The organism is Lactobacillus melliventris (assembly GCF_013346935.1).
In the GTDB taxonomy this organism is placed as follows: domain Bacteria; phylum Bacillota; class Bacilli; order Lactobacillales; family Lactobacillaceae; genus Lactobacillus.
The window spans coordinates 89,376-108,800 of the sequence record NZ_JAAEEB010000006.1 but is presented as its reverse complement, the minus strand read 5'-3'; the positions used below and the strand labels follow the sequence as shown (position 1 = coordinate 108,800).

Here is a 19,425-nt window from a genome sequence, read left to right as displayed (position 1 = left end):
TGCCTGCGAGGGTAGGACGCTGCCGTGCTTTTTAGTATTCCGGCTTAGCTCAGTTGGTAGAGCGCTTGACTGTTAATCAAGATGTCGTCAGTTCGAGTCTGACAGCCGGAGCGAAGAGAGAAGAGGACCAAAAGGTCCTCTTTTTTTGTGTTTGATTATTTAAATGACAAAAATTAATATATTAGAAATAGGTGAGCTAATTTTTAGAAAATGTGACATAGAACATTTTTCAGGGTAAAATGACAACGGATATGTTTTATCTAAAGGAGGAAATCTCATGGTAGGAATTATTTTAGCCAGCCATGGTGGTTTTGCTGACGGTATTGCGGAATCTGCGCAAATGCTGTTTGGCGAACAAGATAATTTTGCTCATGTCATTTTGAAACCCGATGAAGGTCCAGATGACATTAGAGGCAAAATGGAAACAGCAATTGCTTCATTTGAAAATCAAGATGAAGTTTTGCTGATAGTTGATTTGTGGGGAGGTACGCCATTTAATCAAGCCAATGCACTGCTTGAAAAGCACCCTAATTGGGCTATTGTTACCGGTATGAACTTACCAATGGTTGTTGAAGCATTGACACAAAGGATGACCAATCCTGCTGCCACTGCTCATCAGATTGCAACTGCTATTGTTGAGCCGGCAAAGGATGGTATTAAAACCAAGCCAGCGGACTTAATGCCACAGGAATCTGCAGCAACTCAAAAACAGTCCCAACCTGTTAATTCAGCTAATAAGAAAACTATTCCTGAAGGTACAGTTGTTGGTGATGGTCATATTAAGTTTGTCTTAGCACGCATTGATTCACGTCTTTTGCATGGTCAGGTAGCTACAGGCTGGATACCGACTATGCACCCGGATCGTGTAATTGTAGTTTCCGATAGTGTGGCTAAAGACGAAATGCGTAAAAGCATGATTCGTGAAGCCGCTCCTGCAGGTGTCAAAGCACATACTGTTCCGTTGAAGAAGATGGTGGAGATTGCTAAAGATCCCCGTTTTGGTAATACACATGCCTTACTGCTTTTTGAAAATCCAGAAGATGTTTTAAAAGTAATCAAAGCAGGTGTTGACATTAAGACTGTTAATGTCGGTTCAATGTCTTACAAAGTCGGAGATGTCAATGCAAATAACGTATTGTCTATGAATCAAGAAGATGTTGATACTTTCCACGAACTTGAAAAAATGGGAGTCAAGTACGATGTGCGGAAAGTTCCAACAGATAAAGAAGGCAATATGGAAGCTATTTTAAATAAAGCTCAAAGTTTGCTTGACGAACAAAACAAGTAAGAGAATAGGAGTAAAAAATGAACGCTATTCAAATGATTTTAGTTGTCATAGTTGCCTTTCTTGCAGGTATGGAAGGCATCTTAGACCAATGGGAATTTCACCAACCATTGGTTGCTTGTACATTAATTGGCCTCGTAACTGGTAATCTGGTTTTAGGTGTTATCTTAGGTGGATATTTACAAATGATTGCCCTAGGCTGGGCTAACATTGGTGCTGCTGTTGCTCCTGATGCCGCCTTGGCTTCAGTTGCTTCCGCTATCATTTTGGTTCAAAGTGGTCAAGGAACAAAAGGTATTGGTATGGCTACTGGTATTGCCATGCCCCTAGCCGTTGCCGGACTGTTTTTGACTATGATCGTACGGACAATTTCTACTGGTATTGTCCACATTATGGATGCCGATGCTAAAAGGGGCGATTGGCGTAAAATTAATATGTGGCAATGGCTTGATGTTTGTCTGCAGGGATTAAGAATCGCTATTCCGGCTGCATTGCTGTTAGCTATTCCTGCTTCACAAGTTAGATACTGGCTGGGCTTAATGCCAGCATGGCTAAGCGACGGTATGTCAATTGGTGGTGCTATGGTCGTTGCTGTTGGTTATGCAATGGTTATCAACATGATGGCCAGTCGTGAAGTTTGGCCATTCTTTGCCATCGGATTTGCTCTGGCAGCAATAAAAGATTTAACTTTGATTGCTTTAGGTGCAATTGGCTTAGCTTTAGCACTTATGTACTTATCTTTAGAGTCAAAAGGTGGCAATGGCGGTAGCTCAAATTCTGATAATGACGGTACCGGCGATCCACTCGGCGATATCATAGATGACTATTAGAGTGATATTTAAGAGGAGGATTTTATAATGGCTGATAATAAAAAAATAAAATTAACTAAAGCCGACCGCTTCAAAGTTATGTGGCACTCACAATTTTTGCAAGCTTCATGGAACTATGAAAGAATGCAGAACGGTGGTTATGCATATTCGCTTATTCCTGCTTTAAGAAAACTTTATCCTAAAAAGGAAGACATGGCAGCTGCTTTGCAAAGACACCTGGTATTCTTTAACGTTCACCCTTATCTAGTATCACCTATCTTAGGTGTTACTTTAGCCTTAGAGGAAGACAAGGCTAATGGTGCTAAAGTTGAAGACGAAGCTATTCAAGGTGTTAAGGTCGGAATGATGGGACCTTTGGCTGGTGTTGGTGACCCTGTATTCTGGTACACGGTAAGACCAATAGTTGGTGCTTTAGGTGCTTCAATGGCTATTCAGGGTAACGTTTTAGGACCGATTTTGTTCTTCGTTATTTGGAATGTAATTAGATTGGCCTTCATGTGGTATACACAGGAGTTTGGTTACAAGGCCGGTTCTGCGATTACCAATGATATGTCTGGTGGTCTTTTACAAAAAGTAACTCGTGGCGCTTCCATGATGGGTATGTTTGTTTTAGGTTCCTTAATTGAACGCTGGGTTAACATTAAGTTCACTCCGATTGTTTCAAAGACACCTGTTCAAAAAGGTGGCTATATTGATTGGGGATCACTTCCTGCTGGTGCCAAAGGAATTCAGCAAGCTTTAATAGATCAAGCTAACGGCTTATCACTAACTAAGTTTAAAGTAACTACTTTACAAAACAACTTGGATAGCTTAATTCCGGGATTAGCCGGTCTGCTACTTACTTTCCTTTGTATGTGGCTATTAAAGAAGAAAGTTTCACCAATTTTGATCATTATTGCCATCTTTATTGTCGGTGTTGTTTTACACGTTTTGCATGTGCTTTAATCTAAAATGGTTGAATCAAAAAATACTGAAGTTGATTTAACAGCAAATGCAACTTGGTTTCGTGCGTTATCAACATACGGTAAAGTAATGGTTGGAGATAAGGCGTTTGAATTCTATAATGATCGCAATGTCTCTGATTATGTCCAAATTCCTTGGCAAGAGGTTACCTACGTGGTAGCGGATGTTTATTTTCATGGACGCTATATACCTCGTTTTGAAATTCGCACTCGTGCAAATGGTAAGTTTATTTTTACTACGCGAGATAATAAGAAAACTTTACGTGCTATTCGTCAATATGTTCCCGCTGAACATATGCGACAAGCGCTGGGATTATGGCAAAAAATAAAAAGAAGAATAAGACATAATTAAAAAAGTTCCTAGACAAAATTAATTGTCTAGGAATTTTTTGTTAATTATTGGTTTTAATACTTATGTCTCCCACAACACCTAATTCTACAGCAATTTTCTGTTTCAAAGCCTGAATTGCTTTGTCAGCTCTTTCCTTTTGACTATCAGTTATAGCTTCCATGATTAATATTGCATTGGTAGTATCTTCTGTCAGCATAGTCCTCTTGCCATCGCGCCAATTAAGTGAACGACATACAGCACCCCTTTGATCATAATATATTACTTCACCTGCTCTAGGCGGATCACTTTTTTCAGCTCCTAAGGGGTAAAAATCCTCATTTCCACTTGCTACACCAAGGTGCATTTGACCGGTAATTTGATCAAGATCTTCACCACCACAAGGAACGGCGTACTTTAAAGAGACGCCATTATAAATATCCACTAAAGGATTAATGGGATTAAAAATTTTATCTTGAGAAACTCTTTTTAAGAGGGCCTCAATTGAAGAACGAGCCCCCTTTTTCTTTTTAAAATTAGTAAGAACTTCCCGCCATTCGGCAATAACAATGTTGTCTTTAAAATCTTTAGCCGTTAAATACTGTTTTGCTTCTTCTTCAGCCTGGTTGAGCAAAGTTTGATATTTTTCTGTATTATCAGGGATGTGATTGTTAATACCATTAACAATTAATGTGTAAATTTTTGCCTGGGGAAAAATTGCCCAAAAAGTATTATCAACAATTAGTTCTTGCATGAGTTACCTCCAAAAATAAAAACACCTAGCAAACTCTACTAAGACCTAAAGAGTTTGCTAAGTGCTGTCGCCCGGTGGCGATATTGCTTAATTTGCTAAAATTTTAATATAAAAGATTTTCAAATGCAAGTATAATTAGGCCGCCTTTTCTTTATGCCAAATTTTAGACACGGTTGACAAAACTATGAAGGTTAACAGGGCTGAAATCATTGCTATCCTGTTAGCAGGTAAAATTAATAGTAAAACTATCATTAAAATAAAAAAGATTAAGGTAATATAATCTAAAAAAGGAAACCCTGGCATTTTGAAGTCGGTTAGTTCTTGTTCAGGTGTCTTTTTCCGATAGGCTATATGAGTTAAAAGCATCAGACACCAGATAATTAAAAACATACTGGTAGAGGTAGAAGAAATAAAATTAAATGCCTCATTGCCAATAATAATGATAACAAATGGTGCTAAGGCCATTAAGCAGGCTGATAGAGTTAAAGCATTTTGTGGTAATTGTCTTCTTAGGTGACCAAATGTCTGATTCCATTTGCCTTTGCCGTTAAAGGTGACAGAAAATAGCAACCGGCCAGCACTATAAAGAATACTATTAGTTGAAGAAACAGCGGCAGAAATGACAACAAAGTTGATAATTGAACCAGCATTGCGAATACCGGTTGCCGCTAAAGTCTGCACAAACGGACTGGAATTTGTAGCCACCTTATCCCAGGGAATAACGACTAGGATAGCGATAATAGCGAGAACATAAAATAGTATTATCCTCATTGGTACTTCGTTAATGGCCTTTCTAATAGTTACTTTAGGATTTTGGGCTTCGGCAGCAGTCAAACCTACTAATTCAACTCCAACAAAGCTAAAGATAACCATTTGGAAACCGGAGAAAAAGCCAGTACTTCCTTTAGCAAAAAAACCACCGTGAATGGATAAGTTGGCTAAAGTAACAGGTCCAAAAGTGGTTTTTCCACCAGTTATTAACAAATAGGCTACTAAAATCACAAAGGCAATAACTGTCACAATTTTAATAATGGCAAAACTAAACTCCAAATTACCGAAAAGCCGCGCAGAAAGTAAATTGATAAATAGCAAAATTGCGATCGTGATTAATCCAGGCACCCATGTGGGTAAATGGGGGAACCAGTATTGAAAGTATATGCCTAAGGCTGTCATTTCTGCCATACCCAAGGTAACCCAACTAATCCAGTAAAGATACCCGGAGATAAAACCAGTATTTTTACCCAAATATTTTTCAATAAAGTCAATATAGGTATGCTTAGATAAATCTGAAACAATTAGCTCACCCAAAGCTCGCATTAGTAGAAATAAGAAAATACCAACGACGACATAAATCAGAATGACACTGGGACCGGCTCGTCTAATGCTATTACCTACACCTAGAAATAAACCAGTCCCAATTGTGCCACCCAGGGCAATCAATTGAATATGCGCGTTAGTCAAAGTTCGTTCGTAACCAGAACCGTTATTTTCCTCTTCTTCGCTCATTAAATCACTCCAAATACTTAAAAATTAGTTACATTATTAAATTATAGCATTATACATAGGCGTATGTTTTTAATCAAACCAAAATTTGGACAAATTGTAAATTTTGTTATGTTAAAAAGGGCTTTATTTAAAGACAAATTGTAGTATCATATACTTTATTAAAAATAAATTAAGGAGGAAGATTTAATGTTTACCATTGGCCAATTTACTGTTAACAACTTGGAGATTAGTTTGGTATTACCGGAAGTCAGTCATGCGGAAGCTTTATATGAAATTATTGTTCATGACCGTGATCAGCTGGCACACTTCTTACCCTGGGCTGGTAAGATTGCGAGTGTCAAAGATGAGGTTGATTTTATTAAGGCAATGCGAGTTGACACCGCAAATTATAAGAAACTGGTCCTGGTTGTTCTTGTCAATGGCAAACCAGCTGGAATGGTTGATCTGCACAATATTAAGCTAAAAAATGAAAGCGGCGAAATAGGCTATTGGTTGGGACAAAAATATCAGGGTAACGGAATCATGACCCAGGCCGTTAAAAAATTAGTAGATGTGTCATTTAACCAATTTGGGTTGCACAGCATTAAATTACTGGCAGATCATAATAATAAACCTAGTAGAGCCATTGCAGAAAGACTGCACTTTGAACATGTGGCCAGGCTCAAAGATGAAGTCAAGTATCACGGCAAGTTCTGTGATATGGAGTTATATATCACATTTAACCCTAAAAACTAAACAAAAAAAATTGCTGGTAAAACTTACCAGCAATTTTGTTATTTATCTGCATATCCTTGAGGATGACTTTGGTGCCATTTCCATGCACTTGTCATCATATCTTCGGCGTTCTCATGTTGCGGCTCCCAGCCTAAAATAGTTCTGGCTTTAGCTGAATCGGCAACTAAACTGTCAGGATCACCTGCACGGCGTGGGCCCATAGTATATGGAATTTCAACATTGGTAACTTTATGAGCAGCTTGTAAGATTTCCAAGTTGGAGTAGCCATGAGCAGTTCCGAGGTTGAAAACATCAGATTTATTAGTTGTAACTAAGTGCTTTAATGCTAATAGGTGTGCGTCAATTAGATCTTCGATTTGAACGTAATCTCTTACGTTAGTGCCATCTTTAGTGTCGTAGTCGTTACCAAAAATGGTAAATTTGCCATCGCCACTGACAGCACTTTTTAGAATGTTGGGGATTAAGTGCGTTTCTGGAGAGTGATCTTCTCCGATTGACCCATCACTTGCAGCCCCAGCTACGTTAAAGTAGCGCAATGCAATTGACTTGATACCATCAGCTTTATCTGCCCAGTGCATAATCTTTTCCATTATTACTTTGGTTTCGCCATAAGGGCTGATTGGATTAAGAGGTGAATCTTCAGTAATTGGTAACTTCTTAGGGATGCCATATGTGGCAGCACTGGAAGAAAAGACCAGATAATTTACACCGGCATCTTTCATTGCTTCCAATAAGGAAATCATGCCAGAAACATTATTATCATAATATTTAAGTGGCTTTTGCACAGATTCTGGTACTAAAGAATAAGCAGCAAAGTGCATGACTGCCTCAATCTTTTCTTTACGCAAAATTTGACTGACTAAAAACTTGTTTTCAATATCTCCTTGGTAAAACTTGGCTTTAGGATTAACTGCCTTTCTGTGTCCTGTATATAAAGCATCCAAAACAACAACATCATTATTTTGTTCGATTAATTTTTTAACAGCTACTGAGCCAATATAACCGGCACCGCCGATAACTAAAACGCGCATAATTTCCTCCACTGGATTAGTAATTTTGTATTCCGTCTAAATTTTAGCACATTCTGGCCGTTTAAAAGATAATTTATTGACAGTAAAATAAATTTGCAATAGAGTTACTTTTAGTAAGATAGTAAGAAAGAAGTATCAAAATGATTCATAATGCAACCATCAACCATCAAATTAATCACCGCTCTATCAGAAAATTTAAAGATCAAACACTAAATGCAGAACAATTAAATACTTTGTACACCGTCTTTCAACATACAGCGACCAGCATGTTTATGCAAAATGCGACAATGCTTCATATTACTGATGAAGGTAAAAGGGCTAAAATCAGGGAATTGTGCGGACAAAAATATGTCGGAGCAGAAGGAGATTTGTTTATCTTTGTGGTAGATTTATACCGCAACCAACAAATTCGCCGCCAATTAGGTAAGGATGACGGCCGCGTTCATACCACTGATATTTTCTTTCAAGGGATGGACGACACATTACTTGCTTGGCAAAATGTGGCTAATGCTGTTGAAAGCATGGATTTAGGTTATGTGCCACTAGGAACCATTAATGATCACCCTTTAAAAATGTTGGAAGTGCTAGACTTGCCTAAATTAACGTTTCCAGCTTTGGGGATGCAAGTAGGTATTCCCGATCAAGAGCCACAATTAAAGCCGCGTTTGCCACTCGAATTTACGACTTTTGAAAATGAGTATCCGCGTGATTTTAAAGTGGGAGACTTAAAAGAATATGATCAAGTAGTTACAACTTACTATGATTTGCGGGATGCCAATAGGCGCATTGATTCTTTTACTAAACAAATAACAGGTGATAAATTAAATGACAAAAGAATCGACCGTGATGAGTTGCCAGAATTGTTGCACAAGCAAGAGCTTTGTCTAGATTGGAAATAAAATAAAAGTCGTACATTCGATTGCACGACTTTTTTTGTTTTGGTATAATTTAAACGTTGTGAAAGTTGCTGATTTAGCTCAGTTGGTAGAGCGTTTCCCTCGTAAAGAAAAGGTCGCCAGTTCGATTCTGGCAATCAGCATAACAAAGGCAAATATAGCATTAAAGCCCGTTGTATCAATCTTGATATGACGGGCTTTTGCTTGTTATGAAGTGTTTTAAATAGTTGTAAATTAATGTGAAATGTTGTGGTCAGTCACACTGCTAGTCACACAATGTGAAATAAGTTGAAAATTTGTCGTTATTAATTTTTCAGGAATGAACATAACTCTTGATGTAGCAGGCTTAATTGCTTGCTTTTTTGTGTGACTGAGTGTGACTAAGGAGATATATTACTTTTTCTTTAATAATTTATCTGTTTTAGCTCGATCGCAATTTTATGTTTCTCACAAAATTAGCAGCAATTAAAGTTGTTGTAGTAATAACTAAGTAAAAAATTATTAAATCGCTAAGAATAAGGATCGCTGCTTTCCAAATATTTTTTATTTATTATGGATTCCACTAGCCTTATTTTTTGACTAAGTTATAGAGTTATACCCATGTTATGTTTATTTAATAGATTTTGATGAGCATCGTGTTCAACAATATTAAGTTAGTTATGCAACAAGTTGCTAATGAGGCTGAATTAAGTTCTAAGATAAATAGTTGGAAGAGATTTACGGAATCTCTCTAAAGATTCTTAATGTATAAACAAAATAAAAAGAGAGAGCATCATAATAAATGAATTAGTTTGATATAAAATAAAATTATAGTTTTAGCTATCTCTTAGTTCCTATGAGTAATATGAGTGTATAAAATAAATTTTGTATTTTGACCATATCAGTGAATTCTAGATCACTATTCAATGTGATAGTTTTTATACTGTCTTGATTTTTATCAATTTATTTGTGAAATTTTTTAAACAATAGCACAGTAGTTGCTAACATATTTGTACTTTTTATGATTATAAAAGCAGGCAAGTATTCCGTACTCATAGAATAGGTATATGTCACCAAAATGTTTCATTCAAATCTAAGATATATCTTTATTTTTTTGAAAATAGTTTTAGATGTTACCAGTATTTAAATTAAGCTTTATAAAATTTGTTTTCTGAAATATTAGCAATTGAGCTTCGTATGTGTTATCAGTTGTTAATAATTTCATTAAAAATAATTATAAAAATGGTAAATTATATTTTATAAAAATATGAAAGTTATCATTTACTTTTTAATTAATTTAATTTATACTCTGTTAAGTATTTACTAAGGAGAAATAGATGAAAAAGAAAACAAATATAGAAAAAGCAAACATAATAAACTTATTGATAAGTGGACAAACAAATAGTTTTGGTACACAAATTTTTGATTACGCTAATCAACTTGTAATTTCAGGATTAAGTAATAACACAAATCTTTATATGGGATTGTATCAAGGGGGGGAAGCAATAGCTGGTCTGCTATTCAATTTAGTGGGTGGCGTTTTTGCAGATAAAAAAAACAGAAAGAAATTATTAATTTATACAGATATCCTTTCAGGAATTGTAACATTGATAGTCTACTTAAACTATTCATCTAAAAAAGCTTGGAATTTAATAGTTGTAAACATAATTCTTGCAATTCTTTATTCTTTTAACAGTCCTGCATATAAAGCAATTATTAAAGATCTATTATCCAAAAAAAACATTTATAAATATAATTCGTATTCTAAATCAGTTTCTGAAGTAATAAATGTCTTGTCTCCTATACTAGGAATGATAATTATTAATGGATTTGGCTTTAAAATTGGAATGCTTATAAATTCGCTTAGTTTTTTTGTGTCAGCTTTAATTGAATGTAGATTAACACTTATAGTAAATGATAGAGCTATTGATTTAAAAAAACGAGATAACTTAATAGGTTCTTTTATAGAAGGAAGCCAATATATATGGAACAATAAAAAGTTACTGATTATCATAATTTCCAGTAGCTTAATAAATTTTTTCTTGGCAGGTTATAACTTTACATTGCCTTTTATTAATAAAATAAGTAACAGCAAAAATTTATACGCTTATGTATTGGTTGCCTCTTCAGTAGGTAATATCTTGGGTGCTTTATTGAATGGTATATCTAAAAAAAGTCTGACACCTGAAAGATATAGTAATTTCCTATTAGGTATGTCGTTAGCAACTTTACTTGTATCTATTTTCAAATTTAGTAATATATTAATTTTACTACTGATTTCATTAGCTATGCTTTGCCTTACATTTTTTAATATTCAAATGATTTCAGGTATTCAATCTGAAATACCTGATGAATTTATGGGTAGGGTTTTTGGTGCTGTTTTTACAATATCCACACTTTTTGCACCAATAGGTACATATACTTTTTCAATTTTAAATATTTTAGATTGGTCGGCTTTTATTATAATCGGTTTTGGAGAGTTTATTGTTTTTGTGCTGATGAAGTTTGGTCTTATATTTTTTAACTCACATCATTTAGATTAAGTGAAAGGATAAATAATGTTATTTTCAAATACAGTAAATGATAATTATAAAATTATTAATCACAGAAATGTGGACAAAATGATAGATGTGGAATTTTTACAAGATCTGTACAGTCAAGTTGATTTAGAAATTAATCCAGTACGGTTTAGAAATATTATTTCAATTTACAGAGATGGAATTTTTCAAGCTTATGCACCGGAAAAAGAGTGGAACTTTCTCCAGGAATATGTAGGTAATAAATTTCTTGAAAAAGATAGATCTTTTTTAATCGGATTGAATCATTACATAGAATTTCCCAAAACAGAACTAAAAAAACTTCTAAAATCGATAGCTCAACGGGACTTGAACTCTGATAGTCCTAAAATATTATGTCATACATTAATTAAATTACATTTTTGTGCTTTAAATGAAATTTATGGTATAAATTTGGTTCAAATTGAAGAAGGTCTACATTATGCCATTAAAAAATTTCTTCAAAGTGAACAAAACTTTGGTACTGATGCATTTAATTGGCTGTTGGGAGACTCACACTCTATTTTAACAGATGCAATTGAATTGAAAGTTTCTCTCTCTGAAAAGAAAAGAAAAGGGTTGATTACTAATAAAGAAGCCGAACAAATTTATACAAATCAATATGGTGGCTTAGAAACAGCATATGGTAATTTTAAGGAAAAAAATAGTAATAATGAAAAAGAAAAGCAATTTGTGAAAGATACTAATAAGGAAAGTTTTTTACCTTCTTATGGGAGAAGAAAAGATAAAATTGCATTTAAAAATATGGATTTAGCAATATGTTTGAGAAATTACAGTTCCAAAATTTTTGAATTAAGGGATAAAAATAAATTTTTAATGGGACAAGTATCAACAGAAAAAAACAGAGTATTCAATACTTTATTATCAAAACTAAAAATTTTGCCACAAGAGGGAAAATTCTATATGTTAATGGAATTGTATAAAGCAGTTTATGAAGATTATAGAGTTTCAAAAAATACTATAAAAGAGCGATCAAAAGGTGTCGTATTAAGTCGTAAGGAAAATATTAAAACAGAAGCAAATAGTAATACTAAATTATTGATTACTAATTTTGCCAGCAAAACCTCAAACAGTAGAACTTTAAAATTAATGAGAGGCGTACCTGTTAGCAGAGGTTTAGTTATTGGTAAAGCACACTTAGTTAATGATTCAACGGATAGTAACCAGTTAAAAAAGGGAGAAATATTAGTTGCACCTGGAACTGATTTTAATTTGGTAGATTCATTTTATGAGTGTGCAGGTTCTATTACTGAAGAAGGGGGAATTCTAAGTCACGCGTCAATAGTTGCAAGAGAATTAAAAAAGCCCTGTTTAGTTGGCATTAAAAACTTGATAAGAAAAATACAAAATAAAGACAATTTGATTCTTAATGGCACAATAGGATTAGTTGCAAATTTGAGAGATATTAATGTTGCTTTGATAGGAACTAAAATAGACGCTAAAATATTTGGTTCAAAGGTAGCTAGATTATCTTTACTAAAAAGAAAAGGCTACCCTGTTTTAGATGGAATTGCAATTTCGTTTGATCCAAAAAAATATAATTTATTAGAACTGAATGAAATATTATATAAATCTACTGTTAATATGTGGAAAACAAAATTTTTGATTATTAGAAGTTCCTCTTCTGAAGAGGATGGTTTGAAGTTTTCGATGGCTGGAAAATATGAATCAATAAAATGTAGTAATAATTTTAATTCATTTACCAAAACTTTAAGAAAAATGGAAAAGGCAAATCATCTTCAAATTTTTATCCAGCCGTATATAGCTAGCTCAATAGGAGGTGTTTCTTTTTTAGAAAAAAATACTAATAAATTTATCACAGAAGTTTCTGAAAATGGACCTCAAGATGTTGTCAAAGGAAAAGTGAATGAAAGATTTAGTGGGTATATTGATAATGAAATGAAAAATATAGACAAAGATTGGAAAAAAGAACTATTTTTACAACTTAAAAAAATTCAATCTGAGTTTTCTTTTGATATTGATGTCGAATGGACTATAGATAAATTTGGAAATTTCAAAATTTTTCAAGTTAGGCCAATTACTAGCAAGGAGGTATTTTATGACATTAAAAAAGAATGATTTTAACAAGTATATGAGTACGAAAGAGTATGATTATTTATAAGAAAAAAGAGATAATAATAAACGACTTAAAAAAATATGTGGGTAATGAAGTTTTATTTGAATGCGAGCAATTTCGTATTAAGTATAGGGACAGAATGGGTATTGTAGGAAACTCTGGAATTGGCAAAACGACGTTCTTAAATATGCTAGCTGGTTTAGATAAAAAATTCGATGGAATAATAGAAAACAATTTTAATAGAACGTTTTTTGTTCCACAATTTGATGAATTCCCAAATTGGCTTGGGGTTAATTATATAATTAGAAGAGCTAAACATTTATCTAAAATCAGTGATATACAAGGAAATTTCATAATTGATCAATTAGGTTTAAACAGTTTATTCCAGCAGAAATATGGCACTCTTTCGGGAGGACAAAGAAAAGTAGTTTTAGTAGGTGTCGCATTACTAAGTTTACCAGATCTTTTAATATTAGATGAAGCTTTTAATGGAATAGATGACAATAAGAGAAGAGAACTGTTTACTTTTCTTAATAAATGGATAGAAAATAATAAAATTACACTTATATTTGTTAGTCATAATAAAAACGATTTGGCATTGCTAACAAATAAAGTTATAAAAATTAAAAATAAGAGGATAACTTTCTAATATGAAAATAAAAATCGGTCAATATGATATACCTGAGATAAAATTTTGTGATCTAAATAAAGAAAATGAAATTAAAGATGAAATGTTCCTTGGTGGACGACTAGGAATAATTAAGTTAGGAAATCAAAAACACAGAGGAATTATTGCAATAGACAAGCTGCATCCCCATACTTTATTTGATATTATGTTAGCCTTTTCAAGCTTAGATGGGATTGATGAAATTATTAATAATAAAAAAGAATTTAAAACTATTTTGCAGACAGGGATTGATATTCAAAAAAAAATAGAGAATTTTAAGTTAGAAAAGAAATTTAAAATATATCCTGAAACCACAAAACTAATTTATAATATTTCATCAAATATTTCTAATAAATCAGCAATGTCGCTACCAGCTTTTCACCTACATATTAACACTTTTTCTAGCTATGAACTGAATAAATTGAAAATTAAAGAGATTAATCTAAGTGAATTTGATAAAAAACTAGAGGAGGCGTGTGTTTATTTCAAATATTTGTTTAATAAACGATCTATAGGAATCAAAAAAAGCAAAAAATATGGCTTAGGGGTTGGTATTAATGTAATTACAGAATGGAAGCAGTTTTGTGAAATTGATTTAGAAAAATTAGTTTTTATTCTTCAAGAAATTCATTTTGCAATGCTTGATGTAGCAAATAAGTATTACAATTGCTTCTGCAATTATGGTGTAAGCATTTATAAGCAAAAAAAGATAATTATTTTAATTCAACCTAAGTATGGGACCTCTATTGGAGCAGCTGGAGCAATGCAATGGAAAGGAAAAGTAGATTTTTCTATTCCTCAGAGAAGCTCAGGTGTATTTGATAAAGAGACTTTACAGCGAAGAAAAAGATTTCAAGACTATGTACTTTCGAATTTTTAAGGAGAAAAAATGATAATATTAATTCATGAATTTGGCTATCAAAGTGTTAAGACGTTTGTAGAAACTATACGAAAAAATGAGAATCTTAAGGTTATAATTCATACATATAAGAAAAAAACTTTTCCAAGTTATATCGACACAATTGAACTTGATGATTTTTCTATAGAAAATATTGTTGAAGCGGTTGAAAATATTTCGAAAAATATAAGTAATGAGAATGTTGGATGTGTGACCTTTGACGAAAATTTAGTAGAATTATGTGGCATACTAAATGACAGAAATTCTAGATCAAATAAAAAATGTTTGTCTGCAGTTACTTCATATTTGTTGACAGACAAACTATTAATGAGGTCATTTCTTGGAAATATTGTACCAGAACCTAATTTTTCAGAATATACAGGAAAAGAAAATGCAAAGAAGTTTTTAAAAACAAACCCGAATGGTATAGTGTTAAAGCCGAGAGCCTTATATTCAAGCCGTGGGCAATACTATGTCAATAAAGAGTCAGATCTTAATCATATTCCAATCTCGTTAAATAATTATTTGATGGAGGAAAAAGTAAATTATACCAGCATGTATACAAGCGACGGCTTGTATACTAATGGCAATATTTTTGTTACTATTCATCAGTATGGTGAAAAAATCTCTGATTCTGAAAAAAATACTGCTCCTTTAAAAGTTAAAACAGCTGATTTGTATGAGAAAGATCCAAAATTAATAAAAAAAATAGAAAAGATGGCAAAAAACATTTTAATCAATGTTTCAACTAATGCAGAGGTTATTCCTTTTCACTTTGAATGGTTTGTTGATACTAAAAAACGAACAATTAAATTTTGTGAGGGAGCAGCAAGATTTGGAGGAGCATATATTCCTGAACTGATTATGGCAGAATATAATGTAGATGTTAAACAAATGTATGCTAAATTGTTGACTAGTTCAACAGACGCTATAATATTGGGTAATTTAAAACTACGTAATAGACTGACTTCAATTTCGTTTTCACCACGTTTTTCTTCACTAAATCAAAAAAAATTAATAAATAATATGTTAGATTTTCCTAATTGGATACTATTTAAAAAATCCTATCTCGATAATCGGAAAGTAATCATAACAGAAGAAAATTGGATGACTATTCAGGCTTATACTGTTGTTTTTAATTATTCTTCTCAATTAGATCTTGAAAAGAAAGAAAAAATATTGTTGAATTTGTTAAAGCCAAATAAGATATAACGATTTAAATAAAAAGGCGATGTTTTAATTTTAGTAATGTCGTTAAGTTAAGAAATACTTTTTCTTATAGAGTTACAATTTTGATCAATTGTAACTCTTTTTAATTGAAGCTTGTTAAATTCAAATAGTTATTTAGCTTTTAGGCAGTTTAGCGTACAGCCTAAAAAAGTATACATTTCTATAATTACATTGTTATTAATACACTATTATAGTATTTTGATCTGAACCCTAAAATTAGGACAAATTAATTTCAGGGTTCAGATCATTTTTTATTGGGGTAGTGCATTTTATTTTATGTGTGTTGGGTTTGTGTATTAAAAAAAGAATTTTGGAATTTATTTATCAGAATTATAATTTCTTCATCTGTCTCTTTAATTGAGGAATTTAAGAGTGTTTTTCCTACAATGATATGTGCAGATGTGATTGAAGTAATTGGTGGAATAGCGTAGCCAGAATTGTTTATTATTTCCATATTTTCAACCCCAATTTTAGCTATTTTACTTATTAAGGATTTAATTAGTCCGATAACAGAATTAATGATTGCTTTAGTTTCTTTTCTAGGCATCGTGTTTAACTGATTTATTTCTTTACTTAAACTTTTGTATAAGTTCTTGTATCTTAAGAATTTAAAGTTTTTGTCCAGTGAATTGGATTGGTTTTCGTCAAAGATATTTCTTAATAGAAGAGATTCAATTTTTTTGATTGCTAATATTAAGAAATTATATATTGACTCATTGTCTATGTAACTTTTGTTTAGTAACTCTATTGGTACTTTTGTGTTAAAAGCATAGAATTTTGGAAAAATTGCTTCCCCACTATTGATTGTGTTAAATAATTCAGGTGTTAGTAATCCAGCTCTACCTATAGAAGTGTCATAATTGATTTTTAGCCACGTCACAACTGAAGTTAATTGAATGTTACTTAATATCCTGTCTGTTTCAAACATTATAAAATTTCTTGCTATTTCATAAGTACATATTGGATCAATTAGCGTAGCTATCTGTTCATAACCGCGTCTAATTAAATCTTCTTTTAAAGTCTCTTGGTTAAGAGATTTAAACTCTGGAAATTTACGTTTTTTTGGTGTATCGCGAATTTTTGTCAAAACATCGCAGATATATGAAAAGACTTTATCCATAAATGGAATAATTTCTGCTCCATTAGCGAAAATTGTTTCAATATAATCTTTGTTTAATAAATTTGCGATAGCTTGTCGCTGAACACCATTTATAGGACGTTTAGGATTTTTGGAGGTTAAATTAGTCCAATCTGAAAAAGTTGAAGGAATCAATATCTTTGCTTTTCCCAATTTTTGAAATCTATCTACTTTGTATTGAATCTTATCATTTTCGTTTTCAATTAGACTGTTGATTTTTTTAATAACTTGAATATCACTAATATGTTTTTCTTTTTTATAACTATTGATTAATTCGGCTAATGTACTTGGAATTCTTGGTAGTTTAGGCATTTTTTACTCCGTTTTTTTCTGAATTTTTTCGGGAACCTTTTTCTTGATTAAAAGGCATATACTCAATTGTGAAGATTAAATCTGATTGCAATCAAAGACATCTTCAGTATTTGATATGGGTGTAAATAAAATTTTACACCTAATTATGTAAGCGCATGTAAAAAAGCGATTAGATTGGAGATAAGTATGACAATCAAAATAAATTTAACAGCAAAACAAGTATTAACTGGTATCACCGCAATTATTACAGGTATAAGCGAACGTAAAGCCAGTGAAAAGTATGATAATGCCAAAGATGTTGCTGAATATCCTTATCTAGTAAGAATGGCAATCACGGTTGATAAAAATAATGTTAATAATGGCCAAATGCTAAACTTTAAGCTTAAAAAAGTTGGTGATTTGAAAGCTGGTAAAATGATCGATTTTGATAAGAGTTCTATTAAGAATGATCAAGTCAATCTGTGGGCTAATCAACGGGGCTATGTTCAGGTTTCCATTAAAGGAGATGAGATCATTGCAGGGTAAGCATACAACTATCTGTAATTACATTGAAAATGTGCTTGATAGTGTCTTATCTGATGAAGCAAGTACAATTAAGCAATCTTATCTGGTCTTAGAAGTAATTAAGGAGCCGTATGGTTTCTTGTTTATTCCGCGCTACCCAACAAATTTGGTATTAAATACTGATACTTATTATCGTATTTACGATATTATTTCGGCAGCTGTTTTCCCTGAATATACCTGTGTTAGACCTACTTCCATGCAATTAGTAGAAGTGGACGGTGAACAATTAGCAACAGCTAGGGGTTTTTATTTTCCAGGTTACAAGGGTAAGAAACAACGTTTCGTCGGCACAATTACTAAAATTGTGGCTGACTATGATTTAAATAAGGAAATACCGTTGATGCGGGGATTAACTGTTGGCAGGAATGCCACCACTTGGATTATTAGCGGTAATACAGGTAGCGGTAAAAGCTATGCCTTACGTTATTTAGAAGAAATAATTAGTCGTTTAACTAATCAAAATGGTGATGAACCAGCACAAGTTATTATGATTGATCCCAAAAAGTCTGATGGTGCGAGATATGCTAAAAAACACTCTGAAATTAAATTATTAATTCCAGAAGATAGCGATCGACCAGAAGATTTTCTAACTAGGGTGAATGCGGAATTGGCTGCTGTGGTTAATGAAATGCAGTTAAGGCAAAGTAAGCTTTATGAAGTTTCAAATAAGATTAGCACTGACGCTAACGAAATCAATGTGCCACCAATTTTTGTTGTTTTGGAAGAAATGGCCAGCTTAACTTTGGGTTTAGCGTCAACTTCAAGACAAGTTAAAGATTTATACCGCGAATTAGAATTAATTGCCTTACTTGGCAGAGAAAGCTTAATTAATTTAATTATTACTAGTCAAATTGCTAGAAATGATATTGTGCCTATTCCAATTCGCTCACAGATGAACGTTAGAATTTTGCTAGGACGAATAGATAAGGCAACCGTTCAGTATTTGTTCCCGTCAATGATTGATGGCTTGTCTATCCCTATTGGCGGCTTAGGAACGGGAATAATTGAGATTAATGATGGTAAACATTACGGGATTGAACCACTTGCCATGCCGACAATAACCAAAGGAGAAGAATCATGAAGGGAATAGACTTAATTAATAAGTTATTTGATAAATTAATTGCTTTGCTTGGCAAGATCAGCGTAATTTTGCTGATTATTCTAGTAATTCTGTTAATCGTACATTATTTTCTGAAATTTTATGGTAAATCAATTTCTAAAACCATTGCTTTAGAACAAACATTGAAGCTCATGGAACCAGAAAAACCAGATAAAATAATTTCTGCTGTTAACAAAGTGGTTTGTTGGGCTAGTGTTAAATACCTTGATAATAAGGGGCGTGTGCAGATAATAGTTCCAACTAAACGCTGGTTTCAATTATCATCACAATTAGAAGTTAAAAAGCGAATTAGGGAAATGCTTAGTTCAGAAGATTTTAGATTATTTTTAATGGATAATTTAGACAATTATCGTTTTGTAAGTAGACCAGACTATTATCATGATCAGTTTGTTTTAACCGGTACAAGAATTTAATAGAAGCAAGGTGCCAGCTTTGTCCTCAAGACAAAAAGAATGGCACCTTGCATAATTTATAAATATTCTACTGTGTAAGTGTGCTAAGCACTGATGTGACAACATTTGCTGGGCTTGTTATGGC

General features: G+C 32.8%; 18 protein-coding genes and 2 tRNA genes. 16 read left to right on the top strand and 4 right to left on the bottom strand.

The genetic code is table 11. The features are described 5' to 3' along the window. The first annotated feature begins 38 nt into the window (after window positions 1-38). From GYV61_RS06815 to GYV61_RS06795, 5 genes are all read left to right on the top strand, one after another. Window positions 39-111: transfer RNA gene (locus GYV61_RS06815), tRNA-Asn, on the top strand. Between the two features lie 166 nt (window positions 112-277). Then, a complete protein-coding gene (locus GYV61_RS06810; RefSeq protein ID WP_174795265.1) occupies window positions 278-1,288 on the top strand; it encodes a mannose/fructose/sorbose PTS transporter subunit IIA in 1,011 nt (336 codons plus the stop codon). Window positions 1,289-1,305: 17 nt separating this feature from the next. Beyond that, on the top strand, window positions 1,306-2,115 hold the full coding sequence (locus GYV61_RS06805; protein ID WP_110445630.1) for a PTS mannose/fructose/sorbose transporter subunit IIC: 810 nt from the start codon (window positions 1,306-1,308) through the stop codon (window positions 2,113-2,115). Between the two features lie 27 nt (window positions 2,116-2,142). Further along, window positions 2,143-3,060, top strand: coding sequence for a PTS system mannose/fructose/sorbose family transporter subunit IID (locus GYV61_RS06800; RefSeq protein ID WP_174795264.1), 918 nt, complete (start codon window positions 2,143-2,145; stop codon window positions 3,058-3,060). 6 nt (window positions 3,061-3,066) lie between these two features. Then, entirely contained in the window at window positions 3,067-3,429 is a 363-nt protein-coding gene (locus GYV61_RS06795) for a DUF956 family protein (RefSeq protein ID WP_174795263.1), read from the top strand. Window positions 3,430-3,469: 40 nt separating this feature from the next. Here the strand turns inward: GYV61_RS06795 and GYV61_RS06790 are convergent, their stop codons facing one another. Further along, entirely contained in the window at window positions 3,470-4,159 is a 690-nt protein-coding gene (locus tag GYV61_RS06790) for a B3/B4 domain-containing protein (RefSeq protein WP_174795262.1), read from the bottom strand. A gap of 135 nt (window positions 4,160-4,294) precedes the next feature. Further along, window positions 4,295-5,665, bottom strand: coding sequence for an amino acid permease (locus tag GYV61_RS06785; protein WP_174795261.1), 1,371 nt, complete (start codon window positions 5,663-5,665; stop codon window positions 4,295-4,297). Between the two features lie 186 nt (window positions 5,666-5,851). Between GYV61_RS06785 and GYV61_RS06780 the strand changes: the two genes are divergently transcribed. Further along, entirely contained in the window at window positions 5,852-6,400 is a 549-nt protein-coding gene (locus GYV61_RS06780) for a GNAT family N-acetyltransferase (RefSeq protein WP_174795260.1), read from the top strand. Window positions 6,401-6,438: 38 nt separating this feature from the next. Here the strand turns inward: GYV61_RS06780 and galE are convergent, their stop codons facing one another. After that, on the bottom strand, window positions 6,439-7,431 hold the full coding sequence (galE, locus tag GYV61_RS06775; RefSeq protein ID WP_174795259.1) for a UDP-glucose 4-epimerase GalE: 993 nt from the start codon (window positions 7,429-7,431) through the stop codon (window positions 6,439-6,441). Between the two features lie 140 nt (window positions 7,432-7,571). Here galE and GYV61_RS06770 point away from each other — a divergent pair, with 140 nt between their 5' ends. From GYV61_RS06770 to GYV61_RS06740, 7 genes are all read left to right on the top strand, one after another. Next, window positions 7,572-8,330 (top strand): NADPH-dependent oxidoreductase, encoded by a 759-nt coding sequence (locus GYV61_RS06770; RefSeq protein WP_174795258.1) that lies wholly within the window; start codon window positions 7,572-7,574, stop codon window positions 8,328-8,330. Between the two features lie 67 nt (window positions 8,331-8,397). After that, window positions 8,398-8,470, top strand: a tRNA-Thr gene (locus GYV61_RS06765). A 1,173-nt stretch (window positions 8,471-9,643) separates the two neighbouring features. Continuing rightward, window positions 9,644-10,849, top strand: coding sequence for an MFS transporter (locus GYV61_RS06760; protein ID WP_046324364.1), 1,206 nt, complete (start codon window positions 9,644-9,646; stop codon window positions 10,847-10,849). Window positions 10,850-10,927: 78 nt separating this feature from the next. Beyond that, window positions 10,928-12,961 carry a PEP-utilizing enzyme gene (locus GYV61_RS06755; RefSeq protein WP_174795257.1) on the top strand — a complete coding sequence of 678 codons (2,034 nt, stop codon included), beginning with the start codon at window positions 10,928-10,930 and terminating at the stop codon, window positions 12,959-12,961. Between the two features lie 29 nt (window positions 12,962-12,990). Continuing rightward, window positions 12,991-13,608, top strand: a complete 618-nt coding sequence (locus GYV61_RS06750; RefSeq protein ID WP_122025690.1) for an ATP-binding cassette domain-containing protein — start codon at window positions 12,991-12,993, stop codon at window positions 13,606-13,608. A 1-nt stretch (window position 13,609) separates the two neighbouring features. Further along, window positions 13,610-14,506, top strand: coding sequence for a hypothetical protein (locus GYV61_RS06745; RefSeq protein WP_046324370.1), 897 nt, complete (start codon window positions 13,610-13,612; stop codon window positions 14,504-14,506). A gap of 9 nt (window positions 14,507-14,515) precedes the next feature. Then, window positions 14,516-15,736, top strand: a complete 1,221-nt coding sequence (locus tag GYV61_RS06740; RefSeq protein ID WP_046324371.1) for an ATP-grasp domain-containing protein — start codon at window positions 14,516-14,518, stop codon at window positions 15,734-15,736. Window positions 15,737-16,028: 292 nt separating this feature from the next. Here GYV61_RS06740 and GYV61_RS06735 read toward each other — a convergent pair whose 3' ends face one another. After that, entirely contained in the window at window positions 16,029-17,204 is a 1,176-nt protein-coding gene (locus GYV61_RS06735; protein WP_046324372.1) for a hypothetical protein, read from the bottom strand. 186 nt (window positions 17,205-17,390) lie between these two features. On the opposite strand from GYV61_RS06735, the gene GYV61_RS06730 reads away from it, so the two are divergent. From GYV61_RS06730 to GYV61_RS06720, 3 genes are read left to right on the top strand one after another with little or no spacing between them, the layout of a single operon-like run. Continuing rightward, window positions 17,391-17,729 (top strand): hypothetical protein, encoded by a 339-nt coding sequence (locus GYV61_RS06730; protein ID WP_046324373.1) that lies wholly within the window; start codon window positions 17,391-17,393, stop codon window positions 17,727-17,729. Then, entirely contained in the window at window positions 17,710-18,849 is a 1,140-nt protein-coding gene (locus tag GYV61_RS06725) for a P-loop NTPase family protein (protein ID WP_052724623.1), read from the top strand. The genes GYV61_RS06730 and GYV61_RS06725 overlap by 20 nt, the downstream gene beginning before the upstream one ends. Next, a complete protein-coding gene (locus GYV61_RS06720; protein ID WP_046324375.1) occupies window positions 18,846-19,301 on the top strand; it encodes a hypothetical protein in 456 nt (151 codons plus the stop codon). Before GYV61_RS06725 ends, GYV61_RS06720 begins: the two co-directional genes overlap by 4 nt. Window positions 19,302-19,425: the final 124 nt, after the last annotated feature.

Excerpts from the sequence above, each read along its gene's own strand:
- GYV61_RS06760 (WP_046324364.1), top strand. The coding sequence starts at position 9,644 with ATGAAAAAGAAAACAAATATAGAAAAAGCAAACATAATAAACTTATTG.
- GYV61_RS06780 (WP_174795260.1), top strand. The coding sequence starts at position 5,852 with ATGTTTACCATTGGCCAATTTACTGTTAACAACTTGGAGATTAGTTTG.
- GYV61_RS06740 (WP_046324371.1), top strand. The coding sequence starts at position 14,516 with ATGATAATATTAATTCATGAATTTGGCTATCAAAGTGTTAAGACGTTT.
- GYV61_RS06735 (WP_046324372.1), bottom strand. The coding sequence starts at position 17,204 with ATGCCTAAACTACCAAGAATTCCAAGTACATTAGCCGAATTAATCAAT.
- galE (WP_174795259.1), bottom strand. The coding sequence starts at position 7,431 with ATGCGCGTTTTAGTTATCGGCGGTGCCGGTTATATTGGCTCAGTAGCT.
- GYV61_RS06720 (WP_046324375.1), top strand. The coding sequence starts at position 18,846 with ATGAAGGGAATAGACTTAATTAATAAGTTATTTGATAAATTAATTGCT.
- GYV61_RS06750 (WP_122025690.1), top strand. The coding sequence starts at position 12,991 with ATGATTATTTATAAGAAAAAAGAGATAATAATAAACGACTTAAAAAAA.
- GYV61_RS06730 (WP_046324373.1), top strand. The coding sequence starts at position 17,391 with ATGACAATCAAAATAAATTTAACAGCAAAACAAGTATTAACTGGTATC.
- GYV61_RS06805 (WP_110445630.1), top strand. The coding sequence starts at position 1,306 with ATGAACGCTATTCAAATGATTTTAGTTGTCATAGTTGCCTTTCTTGCA.
- GYV61_RS06810 (WP_174795265.1), top strand. The coding sequence starts at position 278 with ATGGTAGGAATTATTTTAGCCAGCCATGGTGGTTTTGCTGACGGTATT.
- GYV61_RS06770 (WP_174795258.1), top strand. The coding sequence starts at position 7,572 with ATGATTCATAATGCAACCATCAACCATCAAATTAATCACCGCTCTATC.
- GYV61_RS06785 (WP_174795261.1), bottom strand. The coding sequence starts at position 5,665 with ATGAGCGAAGAAGAGGAAAATAACGGTTCTGGTTACGAACGAACTTTG.
- GYV61_RS06800 (WP_174795264.1), top strand. The coding sequence starts at position 2,143 with ATGGCTGATAATAAAAAAATAAAATTAACTAAAGCCGACCGCTTCAAA.
- GYV61_RS06755 (WP_174795257.1), top strand. The coding sequence starts at position 10,928 with ATGATAGATGTGGAATTTTTACAAGATCTGTACAGTCAAGTTGATTTA.
- GYV61_RS06745 (WP_046324370.1), top strand. The coding sequence starts at position 13,610 with ATGAAAATAAAAATCGGTCAATATGATATACCTGAGATAAAATTTTGT.
- GYV61_RS06790 (WP_174795262.1), bottom strand. The coding sequence starts at position 4,159 with ATGCAAGAACTAATTGTTGATAATACTTTTTGGGCAATTTTTCCCCAG.
- GYV61_RS06795 (WP_174795263.1), top strand. The coding sequence starts at position 3,067 with ATGGTTGAATCAAAAAATACTGAAGTTGATTTAACAGCAAATGCAACT.
- GYV61_RS06725 (WP_052724623.1), top strand. The coding sequence starts at position 17,710 with ATGAGATCATTGCAGGGTAAGCATACAACTATCTGTAATTACATTGAA.